The organism is Proteus myxofaciens ATCC 19692 (assembly GCF_001654855.1).
Classification (GTDB): Bacteria; Pseudomonadota; Gammaproteobacteria; order Enterobacterales; family Enterobacteriaceae; genus Proteus; species Proteus myxofaciens.
The window spans coordinates 19,266-44,055 of the sequence record NZ_LXEN01000154.1 but is presented as its reverse complement, the minus strand read 5'-3'; the positions used below and the strand labels follow the sequence as shown (position 1 = coordinate 44,055).

Annotated in this window: 25 protein-coding genes; 14 read left to right on the top strand and 11 right to left on the bottom strand. The window is 35.9% G+C overall.

Annotation, left to right across the window (positions count from 1 at the left end; genetic code table 11):
• Positions 1-250: 250 nt before the first annotated feature.
• The 3 genes from M983_RS15525 to M983_RS15515 form a co-directional block, all read right to left on the bottom strand.
• The gene (locus M983_RS15525; protein ID WP_066753030.1) at positions 251-613 is read right to left on the bottom strand and encodes an MmcQ/YjbR family DNA-binding protein; all 363 of its coding nucleotides are present in this window, start codon (positions 611-613) and stop codon (positions 251-253) included.
• A 15-nt stretch (positions 614-628) separates the two neighbouring features.
• The gene (locus M983_RS15520) at positions 629-1,324 is read right to left on the bottom strand and encodes an AraC family transcriptional regulator (protein WP_066753027.1); all 696 of its coding nucleotides are present in this window, start codon (positions 1,322-1,324) and stop codon (positions 629-631) included.
• 111 nt (positions 1,325-1,435) lie between these two features.
• Complete coding sequence (locus M983_RS15515; protein ID WP_066753024.1) at positions 1,436-1,774, bottom strand: tRNA-binding protein; 339 nt, start codon at positions 1,772-1,774, stop codon at positions 1,436-1,438.
• A gap of 290 nt (positions 1,775-2,064) precedes the next feature.
• Between M983_RS15515 and M983_RS15510 the strand changes: the two genes are divergently transcribed.
• Together M983_RS15510 and M983_RS15505 are read left to right on the top strand one after the other, a co-directional pair.
• Complete coding sequence (locus M983_RS15510; RefSeq protein WP_066753021.1) at positions 2,065-2,658, top strand: GNAT family N-acetyltransferase; 594 nt, start codon at positions 2,065-2,067, stop codon at positions 2,656-2,658.
• Positions 2,659-2,744: 86 nt separating this feature from the next.
• Entirely contained in the window at positions 2,745-3,461 is a 717-nt protein-coding gene (locus tag M983_RS15505) for a MarC family NAAT transporter (RefSeq protein WP_066753018.1), read from the top strand.
• Here the strand turns inward: M983_RS15505 and M983_RS15500 are convergent.
• Positions 3,431-4,126 carry a transglycosylase SLT domain-containing protein gene (locus tag M983_RS15500; protein ID WP_066753015.1) on the bottom strand — a complete coding sequence of 232 codons (696 nt, stop codon included), beginning with the start codon at positions 4,124-4,126 and terminating at the stop codon, positions 3,431-3,433. The two genes, M983_RS15505 and M983_RS15500, sit on opposite strands and share 31 nt — an antisense overlap.
• A 905-nt stretch (positions 4,127-5,031) precedes the next feature.
• On the opposite strand from M983_RS15500, the gene M983_RS15495 reads away from it, so the two are divergent.
• A complete protein-coding gene (locus M983_RS15495; protein ID WP_066753012.1) occupies positions 5,032-5,307 on the top strand; it encodes an ElaB/YgaM/YqjD family protein in 276 nt (91 codons plus the stop codon).
• Positions 5,308-5,350: 43 nt separating this feature from the next.
• On the opposite strand, the gene M983_RS15490 is transcribed toward M983_RS15495, so the two are convergent.
• The gene (locus M983_RS15490) at positions 5,351-5,536 is read right to left on the bottom strand and encodes a hypothetical protein (RefSeq protein WP_066753008.1); all 186 of its coding nucleotides are present in this window, start codon (positions 5,534-5,536) and stop codon (positions 5,351-5,353) included.
• A 131-nt stretch (positions 5,537-5,667) separates the two neighbouring features.
• Positions 5,668-6,003, bottom strand: a complete 336-nt coding sequence (locus M983_RS15485; RefSeq protein WP_066753006.1) for a PDZ domain-containing protein — start codon at positions 6,001-6,003, stop codon at positions 5,668-5,670.
• A gap of 974 nt (positions 6,004-6,977) precedes the next feature.
• On the opposite strand from M983_RS15485, the gene M983_RS15480 reads away from it, so the two are divergent.
• From M983_RS15480 to M983_RS15460, 5 genes are all read left to right on the top strand, one after another.
• Positions 6,978-7,886, top strand: coding sequence for a metal ABC transporter substrate-binding protein (locus M983_RS15480; protein ID WP_066753005.1), 909 nt, complete (start codon positions 6,978-6,980; stop codon positions 7,884-7,886).
• Positions 7,883-8,770, top strand: coding sequence for a manganese/iron ABC transporter ATP-binding protein (locus M983_RS15475; protein WP_066753001.1), 888 nt, complete (start codon positions 7,883-7,885; stop codon positions 8,768-8,770). Before M983_RS15480 ends, M983_RS15475 begins: the two co-directional genes overlap by 4 nt.
• Before the next feature lie 2 nt (positions 8,771-8,772).
• Entirely contained in the window at positions 8,773-9,684 is a 912-nt protein-coding gene (locus tag M983_RS15470; protein WP_066752999.1) for a metal ABC transporter permease, read from the top strand.
• Complete coding sequence (locus tag M983_RS15465; protein ID WP_066752991.1) at positions 9,681-10,538, top strand: metal ABC transporter permease; 858 nt, start codon at positions 9,681-9,683, stop codon at positions 10,536-10,538. Before M983_RS15470 ends, M983_RS15465 begins: the two co-directional genes overlap by 4 nt.
• Positions 10,539-10,695: 157 nt before the next feature.
• Positions 10,696-11,568, top strand: a complete 873-nt coding sequence (locus M983_RS15460) for a fructosamine kinase family protein (protein WP_066752988.1) — start codon at positions 10,696-10,698, stop codon at positions 11,566-11,568.
• A gap of 112 nt (positions 11,569-11,680) precedes the next feature.
• Here the strand turns inward: M983_RS15460 and M983_RS15455 are convergent, their stop codons facing one another.
• Positions 11,681-12,220: a YniB family protein gene (locus M983_RS15455; RefSeq protein ID WP_066752985.1), complete on the bottom strand. Its 540-nt coding sequence runs from the start codon at positions 12,218-12,220 to the stop codon at positions 11,681-11,683.
• A gap of 198 nt (positions 12,221-12,418) precedes the next feature.
• Here M983_RS15455 and hxpB point away from each other — a divergent pair, with 198 nt between their 5' ends.
• From hxpB to M983_RS15440, 3 genes are all read left to right on the top strand, one after another.
• The gene (gene hxpB / locus M983_RS15450; protein WP_066752982.1) at positions 12,419-13,087 is read left to right on the top strand and encodes a hexitol phosphatase HxpB; all 669 of its coding nucleotides are present in this window, start codon (positions 12,419-12,421) and stop codon (positions 13,085-13,087) included.
• Between the two features lie 257 nt (positions 13,088-13,344).
• The gene (locus tag M983_RS15445; RefSeq protein ID WP_066752979.1) at positions 13,345-13,905 is read left to right on the top strand and encodes a metal-dependent hydrolase; all 561 of its coding nucleotides are present in this window, start codon (positions 13,345-13,347) and stop codon (positions 13,903-13,905) included.
• A gap of 255 nt (positions 13,906-14,160) precedes the next feature.
• Complete coding sequence (locus M983_RS15440; RefSeq protein WP_066752976.1) at positions 14,161-15,552, top strand: L-cystine transporter; 1,392 nt, start codon at positions 14,161-14,163, stop codon at positions 15,550-15,552.
• A 377-nt stretch (positions 15,553-15,929) separates the two neighbouring features.
• Here M983_RS15440 and htpX read toward each other — a convergent pair whose 3' ends face one another.
• From htpX to M983_RS15420, 4 genes are all read right to left on the bottom strand, one after another.
• On the bottom strand, positions 15,930-16,808 hold the full coding sequence (gene htpX / locus M983_RS15435) for a protease HtpX (RefSeq protein WP_066752972.1): 879 nt from the start codon (positions 16,806-16,808) through the stop codon (positions 15,930-15,932).
• A gap of 167 nt (positions 16,809-16,975) precedes the next feature.
• Positions 16,976-19,036: a carboxy terminal-processing peptidase gene (gene prc / locus M983_RS15430; protein ID WP_066752969.1), complete on the bottom strand. Its 2,061-nt coding sequence runs from the start codon at positions 19,034-19,036 to the stop codon at positions 16,976-16,978.
• Positions 19,037-19,055: 19 nt separating this feature from the next.
• On the bottom strand, positions 19,056-19,748 hold the full coding sequence (gene proQ / locus M983_RS15425) for an RNA chaperone ProQ (protein WP_066752966.1): 693 nt from the start codon (positions 19,746-19,748) through the stop codon (positions 19,056-19,058).
• A 95-nt stretch (positions 19,749-19,843) separates the two neighbouring features.
• Positions 19,844-20,341: a GAF domain-containing protein gene (locus tag M983_RS15420; RefSeq protein WP_066752963.1), complete on the bottom strand. Its 498-nt coding sequence runs from the start codon at positions 20,339-20,341 to the stop codon at positions 19,844-19,846.
• 260 nt (positions 20,342-20,601) lie between these two features.
• Here M983_RS15420 and yebS point away from each other — a divergent pair, with 260 nt between their 5' ends.
• From yebS to M983_RS15405, 3 genes are all read left to right on the top strand, one after another.
• Positions 20,602-21,864, top strand: coding sequence for a membrane integrity lipid transport subunit YebS (gene yebS, locus M983_RS15415; protein ID WP_066752960.1), 1,263 nt, complete (start codon positions 20,602-20,604; stop codon positions 21,862-21,864).
• Entirely contained in the window at positions 21,806-24,124 is a 2,319-nt protein-coding gene (locus M983_RS15410) for a PqiB family protein (protein WP_066752956.1), read from the top strand. The genes yebS and M983_RS15410 overlap by 59 nt, the downstream gene beginning before the upstream one ends.
• Before the next feature lie 243 nt (positions 24,125-24,367).
• The gene (locus M983_RS15405) at positions 24,368-24,610 is read left to right on the top strand and encodes a DUF1480 family protein (protein ID WP_066752953.1); all 243 of its coding nucleotides are present in this window, start codon (positions 24,368-24,370) and stop codon (positions 24,608-24,610) included.
• Positions 24,611-24,790: the final 180 nt, after the last annotated feature.

Genomic DNA, 24,790 nt, shown 5'->3' with positions numbered 1-24,790 from the left:
CTGAGATGCACACATTATACAAAGCGCCTAGTGCACTGCTGTAACTCATTGGCGATATTATCATAGTGAGAAAAAATTACATATCCTTAAGTTGCGCAAATAACTATCAATATATTACTTTTTTCTACGTTTAATTTGGCTAGTCATTCATAATGACTCGTACTGCTATTTTCAATCAATTACTGAGCTTGACAATCGATTATATCGACGTTAATTGTTAAGATAATCTTTTAAAAACAATAAGATTTTATTATTTAGTTAAATGGTAACTGTCATCAATTAATAATTTTATTTCATTTTTACTTACTTTTTTAGATAGCAATACAGACACCCAATGTTCTTTGTTCATATGATATGCGGGATAAAAACCCTCTTGTAATCTCAATGACCCAATATTTTCAGGTGCTACTTTTACATCAACAATGTCTAATATCTCTTTATTATCATTACTATCGTTAGATAATTTACTTGATGGAACATCCATAATAATTGCAAACCATTTGGAATTAGACTGATGGCGAAAAACAACATAATTAGGGTATTTATTCCACAAGTATTCCGCAGTACAAGTGTATTTATTTTGAATATACTCTATTAATTCGGCTCTATTCATGAACACGATCCTCTATTATTGAGTGATTCGATACTCAGTAGGACTTTTATTAAAAAATTGACGAAATGCTTGGCTAAATGCCGAGTGCGATTCATATCCTACTGCTAGCGCAATATTCTCAATGGTATTGGTACAGTTTCCTTTTAGTAATTCAGCAGCTTTAATAAGGCGTTTTTGTGTCACGTATTGCATGACAGATAAACCAAACTCTGCTTTTATTTTTCGTTGTAAAGTACTTGCTGACGTATTAAATGCAATAGCAATATCTTTTGTTGTTAACGGGGTATGTAATTTATTATCTAGCCAACGATCCAATTCATCATACCAATATTTTTGTTGTTTCATTTGAGCTAATAAAAGACGCGTTATCGTCGGATAGTTTTCTGGGGATTGGGGATATTGGCGTAACCATTCTAATAAGCCGATAGCGGCTGGTGATAAAGCGAATTTCCCCCCCTTTTCACTTAGTTGCCATTGTGAGGTAACAGGTAATTCTAAAATCAGATTTTTATTATCAATACACCCAGAAAAAGCATGATTAACCGTAGGAGGAATAATTAGGCAATCTTGATTAGAAATAAGAAAATCTTCCCGATTAAAATTGACTTCCATCGAGCCTGTCAGACCAAAAATAATCTGCCATAAATTGTCGTGTTGATGTGATACCGTTTCTTGTGCATAGCATCGTAAATGCAATTCAGGTAATAACAAAAAAATGCTCCTACATATTATTCACTGCGATTAAGCACTGACTATGACAACTATAGCAAAACTTAATAACTTATCACTATATAAGAGCAGATTTTAAATGATTGTATTGTGCTAAGCTAAGCGAGCGCCATTTGGCACAGGCAAATTAAATTCCGCTAACACAATATCTCCATTTTCATCAGGTACGCCTGTAATTAATACTTCTGACTTTATGCCGGCAATACGTTTAACGGGAAAGTTGCACACACATAATATACGTCGACCAATGAGATCATCTAGAGTGTAATTAACGGTAATTTGTGCACTTGAACGTTTTATTCCTAAGTCACCTAAATCAACTTCCATAACATACGCAGGTTTATTCGCTTTTTTATTGATTTCTGCGCTAATTATTGTACCTACTCGCATTTCTATACGCTCAAAATCATTCCATTCAATTATCTCTGACATTGTTACCACCTACTTATTTTCATCTTTTATCTTTAGACACCCTATCTATTTTTGTAGATTAGCATGTCATGGTAATAATGACCTGTCGTTAGATAATCATCTTCTATCGAGAGAAAAGCATTGAACATTTATTGCTAATTTTATTTTTTCTGCACACTCTTAATTTACTTTATTTCTAAAGCTGATATTAAATAGTAATGCGTAGCGTTGTTATGTATAAAAAGGTTGTAAAACACAATATTTATATACAATAAATGATACAACAAATGGCTCATAACAGAGATTAACCTATGAAAAAAATCACTCATTGGGTAATGCTAGAAGGCTATCAAGTTCGTTTAGCTCCGCTAAGCATGAAATACTACTCAGAATTGTTCGAGCTTATAAAAAAAGATAGACCAGATGAACTATGGTATACCACCGTACCTTCAGCATCTGAATTAGAGCAAGATATTGAACATAAACTTTTATTACAAGAGAAAGGGACAATGATACCTTTCGTTATTCTTTGCAAGTTAACAGGGAATGTTATTGGCATAACAACATATATGAATATTGATAATCAAATACCCCGATTAGAAATAGGATCAACCTGGTATGCAAAAGAAGTACAACGAACTGGAATAAATACGGAAGTTAAATATCTTTTATTAAAATACGCATTTGAAGAGTTAAATTGTATTGCTGTTGAATTTCGTACACATATATTGAATCAAATAAGTCGTAAAGCAATTGAACGACTTGGTGCAAAACTTGATGGTATTTTACGTAATCATAGATTAGCAAAAAATGGTCAAAAAAGAGATACTTGTATATATAGTATTACTGATTATGACTGGCCTGCTGTTAAAGCACATTTAGAATGGTTAATGATAAAATATTAATAAATAATATTGTAACCACCTTTATCATATTTAATTTGGTATGATCTCTATTCTTAAATACTTGTTAATTGGAGCCTTAAAATTATATGCATTCTGTTTACCAGCTATTTCAGGTTATCGGTCTTGGTCTTGTTTTATTACTCCCGTTAGCTAATCCATTGACGACGGTTGCTCTTTGGCTAGGTCTTTCTGGGAATATGACAAAAGAACAACGTAACCAGCAGTCATTAATGGCCTGTGTTTACGTTTTTATTATAATGACCATCGCGTTTTATGCTGGTCGCGCCATTATGACAACGTTTGGTATTTCAATTCCTGGTCTTCGTATCGCAGGTGGAATGATTGTTGCCTTTATTGGCTTTAGCATGCTGTTTCCTAACACGCCAAATGTAGACGATACAGTATCTGACGAAGATAATCCGCATAAAAACACACAAACACCTAATATTGCTTTTGTTCCTTTAGCAATGCCAAGTACAGCAGGCCCAGGTACTATTGCCATGATTATCAGTACAGCGGCATCTATTCCGTCTCGTTCTGATTTTGCACCATGGGTATTAAATGTTGCACCTGTCGCTGTCTTTTTAATTACTAGCCTTATTCTTTGGATATCGTTACGCGGTTCAACTAGCATTATGAAATACCTTGGCCATAGTGGTATTGATGCGATTGCCCGTGTTATGGGATTTTTATTAATTTGTATGGGTATTCAGTTTATGATAAATGGTGTGTTAGAAATAATTGCACATTTACCTGAATTATTAGCACAAGTTCAATCTGACGCTAGTTTGCCAAACAAATGATCATTTGAATGATAAACTGCCCTAACTTTCGCTAAGTAACGTGGTGCTTGAGTTGCTGGATGATTTTTTTCGACATAACGATAAAAATCATCTGCGCTCATCGCATTTATTTTTGCAATTGCACTATCTCTATTATTATCAAACGTTCTTAATAACGCACCCGCACCATTTACGTAAGCCAGAATAGTGGCATAATATAGCGTTTCAGGATCCATAATACCTGAAAGGTGCCTCTCTCTTAATAGTTGAATATAAGCCGTCCCTAAATCTATATTCGTTGCGGGATCTTTTAATTGTGCTGTTGTTGGCTGACCTGAACGACCTCTATATTGATAAATATCTCGTCCCGCTGTTGATGCTTTAATTTGCATTAACCCAACTGCATTCGATTTACTAATTACCTCAGGCCTAAAATTAGATTCAACCTGTATAATGGCTTTAATTAATGTTTCATCTACGTTATAGCGTGCTGAAGCCTGTTGTATATGAGAATCAAACGGTGTTGCTTGCCATTTAGCTGTTGATATAGATGCATTATCAACCCGATTATTAATAGCATTATCACTTAAAAATCTTGGTGATTCATTTCGATGTGATTGATGGTGTTTATCTGCGCAACCTGCAAGTACCAAAAGGCCAAGTGACAATAGAACTTTTATCTTCACGCTTTATCCTCTTCATAAATAGTTATATAAAAATCTATTTATATTAAATATGTACATATTATAAAGTAATACTATTACTTTATAACTATTACCATCATATATAATGCTACAACCGAAATATGACAAAACATAGACATAAAATCAACAGTCGGCTTGCGTGTTTAACGTTGATAGATATCCATAATCTTATAAACCAAAACAATAGATATATTAAGTATTAGCGTAATGAGTGTTAACAAAGAAAAGCTGATAACCTTTTACATAGGTAGTTGCATATAAAATATATTCACTATGCGTTAGTCACACGAGGCTCTTTAGTGGTCATCATACCTTCGTAGGTAGTGCCGTCTTTCTTAGTTGTTATTATGTGATATTTTTCTGACCTATCCCACCCTATAAAAAAGCCACTAGGGTCTATTTGATTTTTTGTTTGTTGACTAACTTACCTAACTCACGTTCAACGATTTCAGCAACTATCCTGCCCTCATACATCCTGTCACAAGTCAGGTATTCAAGGAATTACTGAAATTGCCGATGGATAATGCATTTATTATTTTTGATTCTCGCTATGCACCTTCTAGTGAGATAATGGATCATAGCTATACCCGTGACAGAGACAATATCCGGTATACTTCATTTTAATTATTATTAATAAAAGTCAAAACTTGACATAACCCTCTTCTTTACTTACTTTTTAAGATAGGTCATTTATTGTTCTGATACTAATTAATTATATGATGTTCTTTATTCAGGCTTTTCGTTATCAACATCACCGTAAGGCTATTTTTATATAATTAAATATTTTTTCAAAAAGAATAACTTTTGAAAAATAAATAACATCGTAATAAATGCAAAAGTAGGAATAAGTCTCCTGAATGTATTTAACAAATTAAATGAGGTATATCATGGGATTATTTGATAAAGCTGAAAGCAAAACCGAGCAAGTTACAGGCAAAGTTCAAAATAAATACGGTGAAGTTACAGGTAATGCAGAACACGAAGTGAAAGGTAAAGCAAAAGAAGCTTATGGACAAGGGAAGCAAGCAGCTTCCGATACTCTAGATGCAGTGCAAGATTGTGCACACACTGCACATAAGCATATTAAAAAAAATCCGCTGACAGCTGCTACAATTTCTGCTGGAGTTGGATTTTTAATAGGTTATTTGATTGCAAAAAAATAATATGAACTTCCTCCCTTCCTATACTCTTAGGAGGGGATATTAATTAAACTTCTTTTCCTTTCATCTTAGCTCCCCATCCTGATATATATTTGAATTGCTCAATAAGAGTATCACTAAGAATAGCTGTATTGACCCAATCATTATTGATAATCCTGAATATTCGATTGGCGTTTTCTGTGATGGTTTGCTGGCGAGATAACTGACTGGTTACTGTACGGAAAAATGTCAAAAAATGATTCCCTCGATTCGGGAAATTAGAATAGAAAGAGACATCAGATTATATTTTGGTCGATGGATATCTGGTGTCCCTAATCACATAACGATCCAAATTATTCATTGCCTATGAAATAAAGAGGAATATTAGTGAATATAGACCTTCCAACCTGACTTGCTGGTTCCGTATGCACTACGAATTTCACCGGGGGTCATCTTTATAGGGCTATCATTATCCCCGTAAACAACAAAAAGTGTACTTTTAGATGAAGCATTATCAACATAAACCAATCCACCATTCACTTCAGATAACTCATCACTAGGAAATAAAGTAATTTTTGGTGAAAAATGTCCATCCGTTAACTTAATTCTAATAAATTGATGACCATCATCATAAGCAGCTTTTAGCTCTTTAGCCGTAATTTCTTGACCATCTTTAACTGGAAAGTCGTAATATGGTTCTCCATAAACTTTAGCTGTCATAAATACTTCTTATTGTGAATTGAAAAAAATCATTAGATTATCTTATATGATAGCTCATAATCTTTATTTTGCAAAAATCAACAGCAGCTAAACATATTTATAAAAAAAGAAAAACATCAGTTTTCAATGTATTAAAGAAACAGAAAACATTAAAAAGATTTATAATTAATGCCAGGTATGGAAAATTTATTAATATAACTCCTGAAATTTATCACGAGAATTAAGCGTTGGTTTAAATAAATCATCAGCAATAGTTGAAGGAGTTCTAACAACCGATTTTATATCCGTTACACGGTCACAAAAAATAACTGTACAAAGATCTGGTTTATCACTAGAGGATTTTAAATATACACTGAATAACATTAGGAAGAAGTATCATCTGTTCTTCTTGTTATCTCTGTTAACGGCACTGAAGATAAGCGGTATCACAAATATAAAATATGAAGATATAAGAAATGATCGTCTATATGTTACATAAATAAAAACAGGCGCAAAGATAGCGATACCTCTAGACTTAAAACTGAATGCAATTGTCTGGTTATTAAGAGAGGTTCTGGATAGTATTGATAAAAATGAAGACACCCTCTTTGACGTAAGTAAACCTCTTTACGCAACCGTTTTTGCCAGCATCGCCAGAAAGTGAAAATAAACCTACATTTCATGAGATAAGAAGTCTATCTACCAGACTTTATGAAGAAGAAAAAGTGCTGAATTGTGGCCCAATAGTGAGCTTTTGTGAGCAGATGAAAGTAACTTATTGATATGGAATGATGAATATTTAAGTAACCTTTTACACAAATAGTTACACTCTATTGTTAATTTTTATGATAAAGCGCGATAATCTACTTAACATTTGTTGAAATACATGGTGTTATCAATTAAAGCTTTTACGGCAGAGATAGCTTGACTTTTTTGAAATGATATTGATAATCATTATCAATTAAAACTCTCTACAACTATAAGGTAATAATAATATGGATATAATTCGTTCTGTAAATAAAATTTCACTTACTGCCGTCTGTCTTATGGCTTCCGTCTTTTTTATTACCCCTGCGCAAGCAAAAGAAAAGCTTAAAGTTGTCACAACTTTCACTATTATTCAAGATATTGCACAAAATGTCGCCGGTGATGCCGCAGTTGTTGAGTCAATTACTAAACCTGGCGCTGAAATTCATGATTATCAACCTACTCCAAAAGATATCGTTAAAGCACAAAAAGCGGATCTTATTTTATGGAATGGCTTGAATCTTGAACGTTGGTTTGAGCGTTTCTTCAATGAATTACGTAATGTACCCGCTGTTGTTGTGACAGAAGGTATAACACCGATGCCAATTCGTGAAGGTGCATACAAAAATAATCCCAATCCACATGCGTGGATGTCACCTAATAACGCACTCATCTATATTGAAAATATTCGTAAAGCGTTAGTTGAACATGATCCTGAAAATGCAGACATCTATAATCAAAATGCTGCACGTTATGCAGACCAAATCAAACAACTAGATGCACCTTTACGTGAAAGATTGTCTCGTATTCCACAAGAAGAGCGTTGGTTAGTCACTAGTGAAGGTGCTTTTAGTTATTTAACTAATGACTATGACTTTAAAGAAGTTTACTTATGGCCAATTAACGCAGAAGAGCAAGGCACGCCTCAACAAGTTAAATATGTTATTGATACAGTTAGAAAAAATAACATTCCCGTTGTATTTAGTGAGAGTACAATTTCAGATAAGCCAGCAAAACAAGTGAGCAAAGAAACGGGTGCAAAATATGGTGGTGTACTTTACGTCGACTCTTTATCAGCTGAAGGCGGTGAAGTACCAACTTATATTGATCTACTCAACACCACTGTTGATACAATTGCTAAAGGATTTGGACAATGAGTAATAAGAAAGCGAATCCAACACTGACTGTTGATAATGCAACAGTCACCTATAATAACGGCCATACGGCAATTTATGACGCAAGTTTTTCTATCACTGGTGGCACAATTTGTGCCCTAGTGGGAATTAATGGTAGTGGTAAATCAACGTTATTTAAAACCATTATGGGGTTAGTAAAGCCCTCAAAAGGTAAAGTGACATTAAACGATAGTCCTATTCAGCAAGCCTTAAAGCAAAATATGATTGCTTATGTGCCTCAAACTGAAGAAGTCGATTGGAACTTTCCCGTTCTCGTTTCTGATGTTGTAATGATGGGACGTTACGGAAAAATGGGTTTTTTTCGTATTCCCTCAAAAGAGGACCATGATGTTGTTGAAGCCTCATTAGAGCGTGTTGGTTTATCAGGATTAGGTCATCGTCAAATAGGCGAGCTTTCAGGCGGTCAAAAAAAACGTGTTTTCCTTGCTCGCGCAATGGCACAAGAAGGCACTGTTTTGTTACTTGATGAGCCGTTTACGGGTGTCGATGTTAAAACAGAAAATGCCATTATTGAGCTTCTACGCAATCTACGTGAAGAAGGCCACCTTGTTTTAGTTTCCACACATAACTTAGGTAGTGTACCTGAATTTTGCGATCACGTTATTCTTATTAACCGTACTGTATTAGACAGTGGTCCAACTGAAACAACCTTCACGCAAAAGAACTTAGAACACGCTTTTGGCGGTGTATTGCGTCATATCAGTCTATCTGGTCCTGATCTCCATGATGATGATGATCCTCGTTCTCTGACTGTTATTACCGATGATGAAAGAGCCGCTGTTTTCTATGGTCATAAAGAGAAACATACTCCAGCACATCAAAGCCAACGTAAACAAGGAGATTAGCCATGCTAGATGTCCTCCTTCAACCTTTTGAATATAATTATATGGTAAAAGCCATATGGGTAAGTGCCTTAGTAGGTGCTGTCTGTGCTTTTCTTTCCTCCTATCTTATTCTTAAAGGTTGGTCTTTAATGGGAGATGCGCTCTCTCACTCTGTCGTTCCTGGTGTTGCCGGTGCTTATATTTTAGGGTTACCTTATGCCGTTGGTGCCTTTTTCACAGGCTTACTTGCTGCACTTTCAATGACCTTTATTCGTCATATCACGCGTCTACGTGAAGATGCTGTTATTGGTTTTATCTTCTCAACCTTTTTTGCATTTGGTCTGTTGCTAGTATCGCTAAATCCAACATCTGTCAATGTTCAGACCATTATTCTTGGTAATATTCTCGGTATTGCTGATGAAGACGTGTGGCAAGTTGTTATTATCACAGGAATATCTTTCTTAGTGCTCTTTTGTATTTGGAAAGATTTATTGGTGGTTTTTTTCGACGAAATTCACGCTCGTTCCATTGGTTTATCGCCACTAAAATTAAAAATTATCTTTTTTACATTATTAAGTGCCTGTACTGTAGCCGCATTACAAACTGTGGGCGCTATTCTTGTTATTGCCATGGTAGTCACACCAGGAGCAACAGCGTATTTACTCACAGATCAATTTAAGCGCCTTGCTATTATCGCTATATGTATCGGTACAGTAACCAGTGGTGTAGGCGCTTATCTCAGCTATTTCTTCGATGGTGCTACAGGTGGTGTTATTGTCACCATGCAAACGCTCCTTTTCTTACTCGCCTTCTTATTTGCGCCTAAGCATGGCATGTTAGCCGCTCGTCGTCGTGCACATCGAACATCACAAGAATTGATGGCGCAATCTAATTCATCAAGCGATGTTGCTAAGAAAGAAGAGGTGCAACTATGAGTGAATTCATCGATTTCTTCATTGAACCTTTTCAATACCCTTTCATGCAACGGGCAATTATTGCTGCGATAATTATTGGTATCGCATGCGCTATTTTGTCTTGCTATATGGTATTGAAAGGCTGGTCACTAATGGGAGATGCTATTTCTCATGCCGTTTTACCGGGTGTGGTTTTGGCATATGTTACTGCTATCCCATTAACAATAGGAGCCTTTCTTTCTGGCCTGTTATGCTCTGTGGCAACCGGTTATTTAAAAGAACACAGCCGTATTAAAGAAGATACTGTCATGGGAATTGTATTCTCAGGTATGTTCGCAATAGGTTTAGTAATTTTTGCTAGCGTCGATACAGACCAACACTTAATGCATATCTTATTTGGTAATATTCTTGGTATAACACCTGAGGTTTTAATCCAAATTGGTATTATCTGCCTGATTACAATCAGTATCATGTTGGCAAAACAAAAAGATTTTATGCTTTATTGTTTTGATCCTAACCAAGCTAGAATTGTCGGTTTGCCTGTGACGTTATTACACTATGGTTTACTGTCTATTTTAGCATTAACCATTGTGGCATCAATGCAAGCAGTGGGAATTATATTAGTTGTTGCTATGCTAATTTCACCGGGTATCACAGCTTATTTGTTAACGCGTAGCTTCCCTCGTATGATTTCATTAGCGATTTTCTTTTCTGTTCTCTCTAGTGTTATTGGTACATTAATTAGCTTCCATATCGATGGCGCCACAGGACCTTGTATTGTACTAACACAAGCCGTATTCTTTATTATTGCGCTATTATGTAATCAAGTTAAATTAGCAAAAATAAAAAGACAAACTCATCCTGCTGATGCTTAATATTGAATAGTATTAGCAATTCTAATAAAAACGGGATAATCATCCCGTTTTTTAGCTTTATATTTTATTGATTTAATTAAAGTGTTATTGTCATAGTATAAACATCGCTCGTTACTATTTGGGACTACTAAGTAAACAACTTTGCGAGGTGTAATCTATGTGGCAGAATATAGGTCGTTTACTGGATTCTAACTTAGGATTTTCAGCAAAAATAACAGATAAGCTCCACCTTTCTAATGGTGATATCCATCATACGTGGAAAATTCATTATGGTGATACTCCCATCTTCGTAAAATCCAATTTACGTGAATTTCTGCCTAATTTTAAAAATGAAGCAGAACAGTTAGAAATATTAGCAAAAAGCCAAACAATTAAGACACCTCGTATATTGGGTATTGGTAAAAGCAAAGATGCCAGTTTTTTACTTCTTGAATTTTTACCTATTCAGTCTTTCACTCCTCATAATGCCTATTGTTTTGGTCAACAGCTCGCAAAATTACATCAATGGGAAGAGCAGCCTAGCTATGGTTTTGACTTTGATACACAAATAGATACTACGCCACAATCAAATCGTTGGGAAAAACACTGGGATCAATTCTACGCTGAAAAACGTATTGGTATTCAATTACAGCTTGCTTCAGAAAAAGGGATGGTTTTTGGCGATATCAATGAAATTGTGAGTATTGTTAAGCAACGTCTTGCTGGCCATAATCCACAGCCTTCTCTATTACATGGCAATTTATGGCCAAAAAATTGTGCTGCTATCGGTCAATCTGAAGGTGCCGTTTTTGATCCCGCATGTTATTGGGGTGATAGAGAATGTGATATCGCTATGTTGCCGTTATATTCATCAGTTCCAACGACAATTTTTGATGGTTATCAGAATATTTGGCCTTTAGCAGACAAATTTTTAGCTCGCCAACCTCTTTATCAGCTTTATTATTTTCTCAACCGTTGTAATTTATTTGGCGATGAAAAAAATTATCTGGCAGCAAGAAAAATTATTGATGAATTATTAGCGTCAGATTAATAATCAATCCTTTATATCTCAATAGAATTGTAAAAAACGACCTCGCTAACATTAACCAAATGGCGCGAGGTTTTTTTATTTAATATGCCTTTCATTAAATGAAATACTAGTTCTACCAGCCTAAGAATTGTAATAGAAAATAACCAATAGCAATCACGATAATGGGTGAAAGATATAGCACCATAATCTGTGTAAAAATAGTGTGCCGTGGTAATTGAATATTCTGTTGTAGCTCTTCCTTTGTTACACCGCTTTTCATCGCTCTTTCTATAATTAACTGGTCTTGCACATTTTCTTTTAAGTATTTTGCTTGTCGATACATTCTTAGCCCTGATGCGCTAAAGGCTAAACCTACAAACATTAAAAAGAAGATAACAAAAAAGAGAATATTTTCTTGGCTAAATCCCATTTGTGTATTAGGGGTAGGAGAATTACGCCAGAAGAAATTAAGAAATGAAGTATTAAATTGCACCATCTCTGCTAAAACGCGAAAAAAATCATTAATAACAGCGTGAATGCCTTCACCGCTTGGACGAGGTAGTATCGCTAGTTTTATTAATGAAATAGCCGTAGAAATAAAGGCAGGAATAAAAATCAGCCATCCCAAAATTCGCTTTGCTATGGCATAAAGTCCCGCATGTTGATAATTCATCACATCCTCACTAGTCGAATTCTTCAATATCTATCTCTTTATCGTAGCCTAATTAGTGGCTAATACCGTAATAAATTAAGTGTCGCTATTGTCCTTATTTATTTTAAAAAATAAATAAGAAACTGATTAAAAGATTTTCCTGCTGACTCTTGATACAATCATATATCAAGAATATAGACCTTATTTACGGAGAGTAACATGCCTTTTAAGTTCCCAATTGAAGCTGCTATTTTTGATATGGATGGTTTATTAATCGACTCTGAGCCGTTTTGGAAGCAAGCTGAACATGAGATCTTTGCTGAATTAGGTGTTGATTTATCTCTCGCATCAAGTATGCCAGATATGGTTGGCCTAAGAATTAACGAAGTTATTGATATGTGGTATACCGCATCGCCATGGCAAGGTGTTTCAAAAGAAGAAGCCAAACAACGAATGGTTGCACGTGTTGTTGGTCTTATTGAAGAAACAAAACCACTACTCCCTGGCGTTGAACATGCACTTTCTCTTTGCCAATCCATGGGATTAAAAATGGCGTTAGCTTCAGCATCACCTTTATTTATGCTAGAACGAGTGCTTGAGTTATTTAATATTCGCCACTATTTCTCTGCACTTATTTCTGCTGATCAATTACCTCATAGTAAACCACATCCAGAAGTGTATCTTCTTGCATCTCAAGCCTTAAATGTCGATCCTGTTTTTTGTGTTTCATTAGAAGATTCAAGAAATGGCATGATTGCTTGTAAAGCAGCAAGAATGCGCTCTATCGTTGTGCCATCTGCTGAGCAATACAATGATAAGCAATGGGGATTAGCCGATGTTAAATTATCTTCATTAAATGAGTTAACTCGCGAAGATTTATTAGGATAACCTTTATTGATTATGGGGATGTTGACTAAAAAAATTACCAATATCCCCTTCTTTTTTATTCAATAACTGTATATCTGCTTTCTTTTTTCAGTTACTTATCTTAAATACGTTCATTTTTAACTCAACAAAATAAAATCTTCCTGTTATCCATTAATATTTAAGACAATTTCTTTCTTTTATGGCTGTAAGTTAACAAAAAAACCTTTATACTAAATCACTGTATAAATGAACAGCAAATAATCAGAATCAGAAATGGAATGACAGCAGAAGGACATTTACTTTTTTCAGTTGCCACATTGGTATTGGCACAGAAATTAAATATTACTCCCGTTCTTGCTCAGGGTGATTGGTTTCACATGATACCGGCTGTCTTATTAGGCTCACTTTTACCCGATTTAGATCATCCAGGCTCCATTCTTGGGCGATTATTTCGTATTATTTCGCTACCTTTATCTAAACTTTGTGGTCATCGGGGCTTCACACATAGCTTATTAGCATTTTGTGGCCTAGCTATTTTATGGGAAACACAAATTACACCTCGTTGGGATATCTCTGCTGATATTTTTCATGCTTTATTGTTAGGCTATTTAAGCCATCTTATTGCAGATATACTGACTCCTTCTGGAGTACCTCTTTTATGGCCTTTAAAAGCACGTTTTACACTTCCTATTTTAAATAAAAAAAATAATAAAAAAGGAGAACGTTTTATTTCTGTTCTTATTCTTATTGGTGCATTATTTATCCCCCCTCACCTTGCCATTTCACTTCCAGCACAAATTAATAACTGGTTACAGATGTATCACGATAAACGTGTCTAAACTTAGTCGTTTATACTTGCCTATCTAACTATGTTATGACTCATATATTTAGTACTAATATTCTCTTTTAGATGTATCACTCTTGTTTTTATAACCAAACAGCTATATAAAATAATAATTAATTATAAAAAGTTATTAACAATACTGTTACTATATAGCGAATTGTTGCTGTTATTCCCTTTCTTATAACTTAAGAACTCATACCGCATACAATCGCTGAAATTACATAAATAAAGATCTCGTTGGAGAGTTAAGATGAATTTTCCGTTAATTATTAACGTACTCGTCTTTGTGGTGCTATTGCTCATCTTGGCAAAATTAAGCCAACGTCAGTGGAGCCTGTCAAAGAAAGTTATTGTTGGTTTAGTATTCGGGGTAGCTTTTGGATTAGCGCTACACGCATTCTATGACTCACACGATCCTATTATTAAAGAATCTATTCTTTGGTTTAATATCGTTGGTAATGGCTATGTACAGCTGTTACAGATGGTTATTATGCCTTTAGTCTTCGCATCAATTTTAAGCGCTGTTTCGCGCTTACACCAAGCTTCCTCTTTAGGTAAAATCAGTGGATTAACCATTGGTACATTACTTTTTACTACTGCTATTTCTGCATTGATTGGTATCGTTATTGCCAACCTCTTTGGTTTAACCGCAGAAGGTCTTGTTCAAGGGGAGCAAGAAGCACAGCGTTTAGTCGCTATTCAACAAAATTATATTGGTAAGGTTTCTGATTTAACTGTTCCACAGTTAATACTTTCATTTGTGCCTAAAAATCCATTTGCTGATTTAACAGGAGCCAGCTCTACATCTATTATAAGTGTTGTTATCTTTGCCGTTTTCTTAGGTATGGCTGCATTGAAGCTACTAAAAGATGATAAACCTCGTGGTGAAAAAGTATTAGCTGCAATTGATTGTTTACAAGCATGGATAATGAAATTAGTACGTATCGTGATGGCGTTAACGCCTTACGGTGTTATGGCGCTCATGACTAAAGTTGTTGCGAGTTCTAATATGCACGACATTATCCAACTCGGTAGCTTTGTTGTTGCCTCTTATGTTGCTATCGGTCTAATGTTCCTAGTTCATGGTTTATTAGTCACCTTTACAGGTCTTAGTCCAATTAAATTCTTTAAAAAAGCAGGTCCACTACTTGCCTTCGCATTCACAAGCCGTTCAAGTGCAGCAAGTATTCCAATGAATATCGAGACACAAACTCGTCGTATTGGTGTTCCTGAATCTATAGCAAGTTTTTCATCTTCCTTTGGTGCAACTATTGGCCAAAATGGTTGTGCCGGTATTTATCCTGCAATGCTCGCAGTTATGGTTGCACCTACTGTAGGTATTAATCCATTTGATCCATTATGGATTGCAACGTTAGTAGGTATTGTTACTATTAGTTCAGCCGGTGTTGCTGGTGTTGGTGGTGGTGCTACTTTCGCGGCCCTAATCGTATTACCGGCAATGGGCTTACCAGTTACATTAGTTGCTCTTTTAATCTCTGTAGAGCCATTAATTGATATGGGACGAACTGCCTTAAACGTTAGTGGTTCAATGACAGCAGGAACAATCACAAGCCAGTTAATGAAAGAAACAGATAAAGATATTTTTAACCAAGAAGAAGAAGCTGAGTTAACTATCAAATAATTTCTTCTTTGCATTATCTTTATATAAAGAAGCCAGTTCAATTTTCGAACTGGCTTTTTTTGTATCTAATATCTTCACACATCATTAATAAAAATAAATAAGTAGCTTAATAATCACGATGAGAATCAGTTCAAGCCTATTAGTACACATAGAAAAGAGCAATAAAGAAGCCTGTTATTTAATCTAGTCGATTACAGTATGTAAGGTAATGAGGTAATGAGGTAATGAGGTAATGAGGTAATGAGGTAATGAACAAAATTATAAAACATATAATTAATATAAAAGGCTTTTATTCTTTAGCATTTTTCTCATAAAAAAGCGCCAGATATATAAAATATCTAGCGCTCTATTTAAATTGTTATTTCTTATCATCCAAACTACTTTAGATACTCACCACTGCGTAATGCTTCAATGCGCTTATCTAATGGTGGGTGTGATAAAAATAATTCGCTGAATGACTTATTACGACCATTAATACAGAAAGCCATCATGCTGCTTTCTTCTTGTGGTTCATAACTGGTCTTTAAGCGTTGTAGTGCCGCAATCATCTTCTCACGACCAACAAGTTTTGCTGATCCTGCATCTGCATGGAATTCACGATAACGTGAGAACCACATCGTAATGATGCTGGCAAGAATACCAAAGACAATTTCTAGTACCATAGAAACACCCATATATACCCATGGATTACCATTACTGCTTTCACTTTCTTCATCATTTGAAATAAAGTTAGCAACAAATTGAGCAATAATACGCGAGATAAATATTACAAAGGTATTAACTACACCTTGTAATAACGTCATGGTAATCATGTCTCCATTAGCAACGTGGCTAATTTCATGAGCAATAACCGCTTCTGCTTCATCGCGACTCATGCTCGCTAATAAGCCGGTACTTACCGCCACTAAAGATGCGTCGCGTCGTGCACCTGTTGCAAACGCATTGATATCAGGAGCATCATAAATTGCAACTTGAGGCATTTTAATGCCCACTTGTTCAGACTGACGTCTTACTGTATCAAGTAACCAACGTTCAACTTCTGAAGTTGGGTTTTCAATAACTTGTCCGCCGACTGAACGTAAAGCCATCCATTTCGACATTAATAATGATACAAATGCACCACCAAAGCCGAATAAGCCCGCCATGATCATTAAACCTTGAACACTGCGGCCTTGAATTCCTGTTAGAGATAAGATTATCCCAAAAACAAACATAACGGCTAGGTTTGTAAGAAGGAATAAGGCAATTCTCATCATATTGATACAGTTCCTATTTATCGAAATAACACATTGCAAAACAATCTTATAAATAAGGCTTTTTATGATATTTTCAAGCCTTTTAACTTAATTAACCTTAAAATGGATAAAACTTTACATTTAACCAAAAAAAACCGACTTTTCAGCCGGTTTTTTTGATTTATTTTTTAGTTTAATAACTTCTTGGGTTGTACTCTCTTTGAGAGATCATCTGCAATTTTTGCAGTTTCATCTAAATAAGGATCAGGACCTTCGTAATCCTTAGGTAAATCATCAAGAGATTTCAAGAGTGGTTTACCTTCTAACTTTAATCGCTCATTAATACGATTGAGTTTTATAGTCTCCAGCTCTTTATTTTCTTTTTCTCTTTCTGCAAAGTTAAGAATCACGAATTTATCCTCACCTTTTGCCTTCGCTTCATCATAACGCTTAATATCATCAAAGATATATGAAAACTCTCTGTCGTTTTCAATACGTTTTGCATGTTGCTCAGTCAAAGGTTTTAATGCCTCTTTTAATTTATCGGCATATTCAGATAGCTGATAATTTGCAGGTGAAATACTATCCCAAGGTAATGCATTATCTTCAAAGCTTTCACCCATTTCTGAGCTATCAAAGCTTGGTAATAATAAATCTGGTGTCACACCTTTTAGCTGTGTACTCCCACCATTAATTCGATAGAATTTCTGAATAGTATATTGTACAGAGCCTAATCCAGGCCATTCAGGACTTAGCATTTGATCGTAAACACGTGTTAATGGGCGATATTGTTGCACCGTTCCTTTACCAAAGGTAGGCTCACCCACAATTAGAGCTCTTCCATAATCTTGCATAGCAGCAGCAAAAATCTCAGAAGCAGAAGCACTAAAACGATTCACAATGACAACAACAGGTCCTTTATAGTAGACAACATCATCGCGATCGTAATCTTGGCGTACTCGCCCGTTATTATCACGTACTTGTACCACAGGACCACTTGGAATAAATAATCCGGATAATGAGATAGCTTCTGTTAATGCACCACCACCATTGCCACGTAGATCAATAACTAATGCTGAGACATTATCTTTAGCCACTTTCTGTAATTGCGTTTTTACGTCATTAGTTAAACCAACATAAAAGCTTGGAATATCTAAAACAGCAATTTTATCACCATTAACGTCTTTCTCAGTTAGTTTAACAGCTCTATCTTCTAAGCGAATCTGTTCTCTCACTATGGTGATTGTTTTAGGTTTCGCACCTTTTTCATCAGAAAGAACTTCTAGCTTAACCTTACTTCCTTTAGGCCCTTTGATTAAAGCGACGATATCATCTAAGCGCCAACCAACAACATCAACCATTGGTTTGTTTTGCTGACCAACAGCCATAATTTTGTCACCCACTTTAAGCTCTTTACTTTTAGCAGCAGGACCACCTGTTACCATAGAGTTAATCATGGGATAGTCATCATCCATTTGTAATACAGCACCGATACCTTCTAATGAAAGGCTCATTTCTGAATCAAAGGCTTCTGTATTTCTTGGCGATAAATAACTTGTATGTGGGTCAATTTCGCGTGCAAATGCCGTCATGATGATTTGAAATACATCTTCACTTTGGCTTTGTGTTAAGCGACGTAAAGCAGCTTTATAGCGCTTGGTTAATGTTTCTTTAATCTCACTATCTGTTTTATCAGACAGTTTTAGTGTTAACCAATCGTATTTTACTTTTTCGTCCCAAAGCTTATCTAATTCAGCCTGAGTAGTAGGCCAAGGCGCTTTGGTTCTATCAATTTGATATTTATCTTGCCCAGTAAGGTCTATAGGCTGATTTAAGCGGTTTAATGCATATTGAAAGCGCTCAAAACGCCTTTTTTGCGCAAGATTAAAGATATTGTATAAAGGCTCTAAGTTACCTTTCTTCAAATATTCACCAATTTTACTTTTTTCTTTATCAAACTGGGCAATATCTGAAGCTAAGAATACATTATGGCTATAATCTAATAAATTTAGATAACGATTGAAAATCTTCTGTGAAAAATCCGCATCAAGTGAAAATTGACGGTAATGAGAACGCTCAAAACGAGCAGTTACTCGTTCACTAACGGTAGAGTGTTGTGGTTCTTGCTTTAACTTGGGTAACTGATCAATGGTTACGACAGCAGGTGTGACTGTTTTTTCAGCCATCACAACGGAAGTACCTGTTAACGTTAATCCGATAGCAAAAGCCACATTTAAAAGTTTGTTCATGCTCTGGTTGGCCTCCGTATCAGAACTTTAAATGTTCCGTGCGTACACTCATTGCCAAACCATTAGGCAATTGTACACGTACACCCTCTTTTGCTATCTCTAGCACGGTCGCATCCATCACGCTACTACCGACATTAACTTTCAGTGATTGGCCAACAGTTAATACTGATGTATCTTTCACTGGAATTAATTTTTCGGTATTTTGGCGCGGTGCTTTGCGATTTGCTTGAGTAGCTTGCTTTTGAGGGCGAGCTTGTCGTTTTTCACCATCTTTTGGTGGCTGACGACGAGAATTTGGCTTTTTCGCTGCCGGACGTTTACTGGTCTCCTTATCACCTTCAGCCTCACGCTTTTTAGCGCGTTGTTCAGCTCGTTGAGCTTGAACACGTGCTTTAGCTTCAGCTAATTGTGTACGAGCATGTTCAATATGCTCAACTTCCAGCTCGCCGCAGTCATTACCTTCCAAATCGACACGTTTTGCTCCTTCTTTAACTCCATAAAGGTAGCGCCAACTTGAGGTATACAAGCGTAAGGCAGAACGTAACTGTGTCTTACTCAGTTGAGTTTCATCTTTAAGATGTTCAACAAGATCTTGAAAAATGCCGACTTTCAAAGGTCGAGCTTCGCCCTCAGCGATAAAACACTTAGGGAAACGTTCCGCTAAAAAAGCGATGATTTCTTTACTACTGTTCAACTTAGGTTGATTTTCCATGAAATTTCCTGATTACAACGGTTTTGCCAACCAGCGCAGGCATGAACAAGCGACATTATAATAGTGTTGCCAACAATTTCTATGGCAAACGCCTGTTAACTTACATAAAATTCGCAATATTTTGCTGTATGACAAGTTTTTAAATGCTCACAGAGCACGTCACACAACGCTTTCAGCCCATTTTCATCTTTTTTATCAAAACGTGTAAAAATAGGGCTATCAATATCGAGAACGCCGATTATTTGTCCATTCACCTCTAAAGGCAGCACAATTTCAGACTGACTTGCGCTATCACATGCAATGTGTCCACTGAATTGATGAACATCATCTACTCTTAAAATTTTGTTCTCTGAGAATGCTGTTCCACAAACTCCTTTTCCTAAACCAATCCTTACACAAGCTATTTTACCTTGAAAGGGACCAAGAACGAGTGAGTCGCCATCATTAAGATAGAATCCCACCCAATTTATCGATTCTAGCTTCTCGAAAAGAAGCGCGCTGGTATTAGCAAGTGATGCGATGAGATCATTTTCACCAGACAACAATGCTGACAAATTATCAGTGAGTTCCTGATAAAAAAGTGTTTTTGGCATCATAAAACCCTATTCGTCTAACTAAAATAGATAACATACTTGTAATTTAGCCTATTTTATCTTGTGGTTGAATATACAGTTTTCAATACACAGACAAAAAAATGCGAATTGTTTCTAGTATAAGTAAAAAATAGACTATCTCGCTTCACAAAATAAAAGCACTAAGATGATAAAAATGATAACGTATTAATGCTTGAGTATAGATACTTTTTTTTAATTTAATCAATCGATAAGTCTTAAGAAAACAGCATAGGCAATTAATGAGTAAAGTAAAGGCAACAGTAAAAAGAGCCATACATTGTCCAGAATGTGACTGTTTAGTTACACTCCCTCTCTTGTTAAAACGCGCAGAGGATGCCTATTGCCCACAGTGCCAAGCAAAACTCGCTTCTTCTAGAGATTGGTCATTAACACGATTATTAATCTTATCAATCACTATGCTGATATTAGCTTCCATCGCATTTACTCAACCACTTATTAAAATCCATTTATTAGGTACTATGATAACAGCGAATGTTATTGATGGTGTTCGATTAATGTCAGAACAAGGCTCACCTCTTACTGCAACAATGGTTGCCTTTTGTGCTATAGCGGCACCACTTAGCCTACCTATCGCCATTTTATATCTTCATCTTGGCGCACGATTACGTTTTAATTTACGCCCTGTTCTTTTGATGCTAGGGAAATTGAAAGAATGGGTAATGCTTGATGTTTATGTTATTGGGCTTGGCGTTGCAGCCATTAAGCTAGGTGATTACGCAACAGTTTATATAGGCAATGGCTTAATCGCTTTTGTTTCATTAATGGTCTTAAGCCTTCTTATGCTGATTCACATTAATATGGATTCGCTTTGGCAGCGCTTTTATCCGCAAAATGAATCTGTTACTAGCCCTGCAACCTGTCATGCTTGTCATTATCACTTTAAAAAAGCACCATCTATGCATACGTCTTGCCCTCGCTGCTATTCTGGTTACAGCGTACGACAACCAATGAGTTTACAAAAAACATGGGCCGCACTTATTGCTTCGATGCTTTTACTTCTTCCTGCAAACCTATTACCTATTTCCATTTTTTATTTAAATGGTCAGAGACATGAAGATACCATTTTTTCAGGTGTTATTTCCCTGATAGAATCTGGTAATACGCCAATCGCTATTATTGTTTTTATTGCCAGTATCTTTGTTCCCTTCTTCAAAGTTATTATTATGCTTTTCTTATTAATCAGCATTCAATTTAACTTACGAATTCATCCATTGCTACGTATGAAATTATATCGTTTTGTTTCGTGGATAGGTCGATGGTCAATGCTTGATCTGTTTGTTATTGGCCTGATGATGACACTCATTAACAGAGACCAACTAATGGCCTTTACTATGGGGCCTGCTGCTTTTTACTTTGGTTCAGCAGTTATTCTTACTATCCTTGCCGTAGAATGGCTGGATAGTCGTTTACTATGGGATATTTATGCAACAAGAAGAAAACGACGTTCAGGAAGCACAAGCAGAAATACGACGCAAGCGTAGAATTTCTGCATTTTGGCTACTGCCTGTTATTGCTATCTTTATTGCCAGCTGGTTAGTTTTTCAACATTGGCAAGATAAAGGCGTTGAAATAACTATTGATTTTCAGTCTGCATCAGGCATTGTTTCAGGCCGTACGCCTATTCGCTATCAAGGTGTTGATGTTGGCTTAGTTAATGATGTGACATTAAGCAATGATTTACGGCGTGTCATTGTCACTGCAAACGTACGTAAAAATGTTGCTACAGCACTGAGAAAAAATACTCAATTTTGGCTAGTAACGCCAAAAGCGAGTTTATCAGGTGTTTCAGGTTTAGATGCACTAGTGGGAGGTAATTATATCAGTATGCTTCCTGGCGATGGCGCAAAAGAAACTAACTTTGTCGCACAAGAGGTTCGCCCTCAAGCTAACATTGATAAAAACCAGCAATTAGTGACATTAACAGCTGAAAATTTGGGTTCTTTAAATATCGATTCTCAAGTTTACTATCGTAAAGTACCTGTAGGAAAAGTATATAGCTATACTATTCGCCCTGATAACCAAGGTATTTTTATTGAGTTAAGTATCGATAAACAATATACACACCTCATTCGTCAAGATAGCCACTTTTGGAACGTATCAGGTTTTCAAGGTAGTTTTAACTTAAAAAGTGGTATGTCTATTAAAATGGAAAGCGTTTCTGCTTTAATTAATGGCGCAATTGCTTTTGACTCACCTGAAAATAGTCCAATTGCACAAAAAGATCAGCAATTTGTATTGCAATCAGCAACATCAATTGAGGCAGGAAAAGCACTGTATGGCGATGACGGACTCATTCTTTCTCTAACTAGCGAAGAAAGCTGGGGAGTGGATGCCGGTCAACCTATTCTCTTTAGGGGAATTACTATTGGGCAAATTATTCAGAGAAATATTAGTGATGATGGCGTTATTTTTGATGCAATTATTTCACCTGAATATAAAGATTACATCTACGAAAATAGTAAGTTCGTTGCCAATAGCCGAATTAACGTCAATATGGGACTAAATGGCATTGATATACAAGGCGCAACGCCTCAAGAATGGTTAGAAGGTGGAATTCATCTAATTCAAGGAAACAAAGGAAAAGCCAAAGAGCAATATCGTCTATATCGTAATGATTTTTATGCAAAAGCAAGTATTGAAGGAAATGAGCTCCCTGTTACACTCACTTTGAAAGCATCAAGCCTTCCTGGTATTCAAAAAGGCTCTGTTGTTCTTTATAACAAATTCCAGGTTGGTGAAATAACGGATGTACGCCCTTTAATTGATGAATTTGATATTGATGTCTATATTTCTAAACCTTATCGTCATCTGGTAACAGAAAAAAGCGTTTTTTGGACTGAAGGCGCTGCAAAAGTTTCCGTCAACGGCTCAGGAGTTACTGTTGAAGCAACACCACTCAACCGAGCATTAAAAGGCGCTATTAGCTTTGATAATTTCGAGAATATTAATAACAATGCCTCTCGATATAAGCTTTATCCTTCAGAAACTAGTGCAAGAGCAATTGGCGCACAAATCACTTTGAAAACTTATGATGCAAGTAAACTTTCAGAAGGTATGCCAATCCGTTATTTAGGTATCGATATTGGGCAAGTTGAATCTCTAGCACTCACTCCTGATAGAAAAGCGGTTAGCGTATCCGCAGTACTATATCCTGAATACGTGAAAAATTTTGCACGCTCAGGCAGTCGCTTTGCAGTAGTAACACCTGAATTAACGGCCTCTGGTTTAGACAATTTAGACTCGTTAATTCAACCTTATATAAAAGCAGAGCCTGGTCATGGGGCTGTTTATCGTCAATTTGAATTACAGACCGCAAATATTACGGACTCTCGCTATCTCGATGGGCTAAATCTTATTTTAAATGCAACAGAAGCAGGCTCAGTACAAATAGGTACACCTATTTATTATCGAGGTCTCGAAGTGGGTGCAGTGACCAGTTTAGAGCTTGGTAATATGTCTGATAGAGTACTTATTCATATAAGAATTAGTAATAAATATAAGTATCTTGTACGTAATAATAGCGAGTTCTGGCTCTCTTCTGGCTATAACTTCTCATTTGGCCTAACTGGTGGCGTTATCCGTAGTGGTACCTTCAAGCAATTTATTCGTGGAGGTATTACCTTTGCAACACCGCCATCCACACCATTGCAAGCCAAAGCGGAACAAGAGCAAAACTTTATTTTAAATAGTAAAGAGCCTAAAGATTGGGATGAATGGGGAACTGCAATTCCAAAACCTTAAATAAGTAGCTATTTAGTATTAGTTTATTTAAAGCGGATCACAAAAAATGATCCGCTTTTTTTATTCGACAAAAATATTTTGGAAATAGTTTCCATTTATACTATGCTTCAAAATGGTCGTTCGAGAAATATTCAGTGCAACGTATTTTTACCATTTCATAAAAGTACCTTACAACTCAATACTCACGACAACCTGCTGTATATATAACATAACTCAATAAAAAACCTGCATTGGAGCTTAGCTATGAATAAGACTATATTAAAGATTGCGAATTATGAAATCGAAGATGTGACATTAAAACATTCTGGTGATAACCAACTAATTTATATCCATATCCCATGCGATTATGACAAAGAATTTTGTATGCAATTAGATGGATGGGATGATAATACAAGTATTCCAGCGCAATTGAAGGATAAAAATATCCTACTTTATCGCCATGCTTATGATAAAGAAAATCATCACTGGATCTTAAAAGTGGCTTGATACGATGTTAAGTGATAAAAAAAGCCAGGTAAATCATTTACCTGGCTTAGGGAAAAGGCTCTATATTGTGAGCCGTGCGCTAAAATTACTGCTGGATGTTACTTATGCTAGATTATCGATTGAAAGATATAAACAATACTGATACTTATCTTCCCTATAACTTCCTCGATCTATCTTGTT

Excerpts from the sequence above, each read along its gene's own strand:
- M983_RS15525 (WP_066753030.1), bottom strand. The coding sequence starts at position 613 with ATGAATAGAGCCGAATTAATAGAGTATATTCAAAATAAATACACTTGT.
- M983_RS15480 (WP_066753005.1), top strand. The coding sequence starts at position 6,978 with ATGGATATAATTCGTTCTGTAAATAAAATTTCACTTACTGCCGTCTGT.
- M983_RS15475 (WP_066753001.1), top strand. The coding sequence starts at position 7,883 with ATGAGTAATAAGAAAGCGAATCCAACACTGACTGTTGATAATGCAACA.
- htpX (WP_066752972.1), bottom strand. The coding sequence starts at position 16,808 with ATGATGAGAATTGCCTTATTCCTTCTTACAAACCTAGCCGTTATGTTT.
- M983_RS15510 (WP_066753021.1), top strand. The coding sequence starts at position 2,065 with ATGAAAAAAATCACTCATTGGGTAATGCTAGAAGGCTATCAAGTTCGT.
- proQ (WP_066752966.1), bottom strand. The coding sequence starts at position 19,748 with ATGGAAAATCAACCTAAGTTGAACAGTAGTAAAGAAATCATCGCTTTT.
- M983_RS15485 (WP_066753006.1), bottom strand. The coding sequence starts at position 6,003 with ATGACAGCTAAAGTTTATGGAGAACCATATTACGACTTTCCAGTTAAA.
- M983_RS15445 (WP_066752979.1), top strand. The coding sequence starts at position 13,345 with ATGACAGCAGAAGGACATTTACTTTTTTCAGTTGCCACATTGGTATTG.
- M983_RS15405 (WP_066752953.1), top strand. The coding sequence starts at position 24,368 with ATGAATAAGACTATATTAAAGATTGCGAATTATGAAATCGAAGATGTG.
- M983_RS15440 (WP_066752976.1), top strand. The coding sequence starts at position 14,161 with ATGAATTTTCCGTTAATTATTAACGTACTCGTCTTTGTGGTGCTATTG.
- M983_RS15495 (WP_066753012.1), top strand. The coding sequence starts at position 5,032 with ATGGGATTATTTGATAAAGCTGAAAGCAAAACCGAGCAAGTTACAGGC.
- M983_RS15460 (WP_066752988.1), top strand. The coding sequence starts at position 10,696 with ATGTGGCAGAATATAGGTCGTTTACTGGATTCTAACTTAGGATTTTCA.
- yebS (WP_066752960.1), top strand. The coding sequence starts at position 20,602 with ATGAGTAAAGTAAAGGCAACAGTAAAAAGAGCCATACATTGTCCAGAA.
- M983_RS15410 (WP_066752956.1), top strand. The coding sequence starts at position 21,806 with ATGCAACAAGAAGAAAACGACGTTCAGGAAGCACAAGCAGAAATACGA.
- prc (WP_066752969.1), bottom strand. The coding sequence starts at position 19,036 with ATGAACAAACTTTTAAATGTGGCTTTTGCTATCGGATTAACGTTAACA.
- M983_RS15515 (WP_066753024.1), bottom strand. The coding sequence starts at position 1,774 with ATGTCAGAGATAATTGAATGGAATGATTTTGAGCGTATAGAAATGCGA.
- M983_RS15505 (WP_066753018.1), top strand. The coding sequence starts at position 2,745 with ATGCATTCTGTTTACCAGCTATTTCAGGTTATCGGTCTTGGTCTTGTT.
- M983_RS15420 (WP_066752963.1), bottom strand. The coding sequence starts at position 20,341 with ATGCCAAAAACACTTTTTTATCAGGAACTCACTGATAATTTGTCAGCA.
- hxpB (WP_066752982.1), top strand. The coding sequence starts at position 12,419 with ATGCCTTTTAAGTTCCCAATTGAAGCTGCTATTTTTGATATGGATGGT.
- M983_RS15455 (WP_066752985.1), bottom strand. The coding sequence starts at position 12,220 with ATGAATTATCAACATGCGGGACTTTATGCCATAGCAAAGCGAATTTTG.
- M983_RS15465 (WP_066752991.1), top strand. The coding sequence starts at position 9,681 with ATGAGTGAATTCATCGATTTCTTCATTGAACCTTTTCAATACCCTTTC.
- M983_RS15470 (WP_066752999.1), top strand. The coding sequence starts at position 8,773 with ATGCTAGATGTCCTCCTTCAACCTTTTGAATATAATTATATGGTAAAA.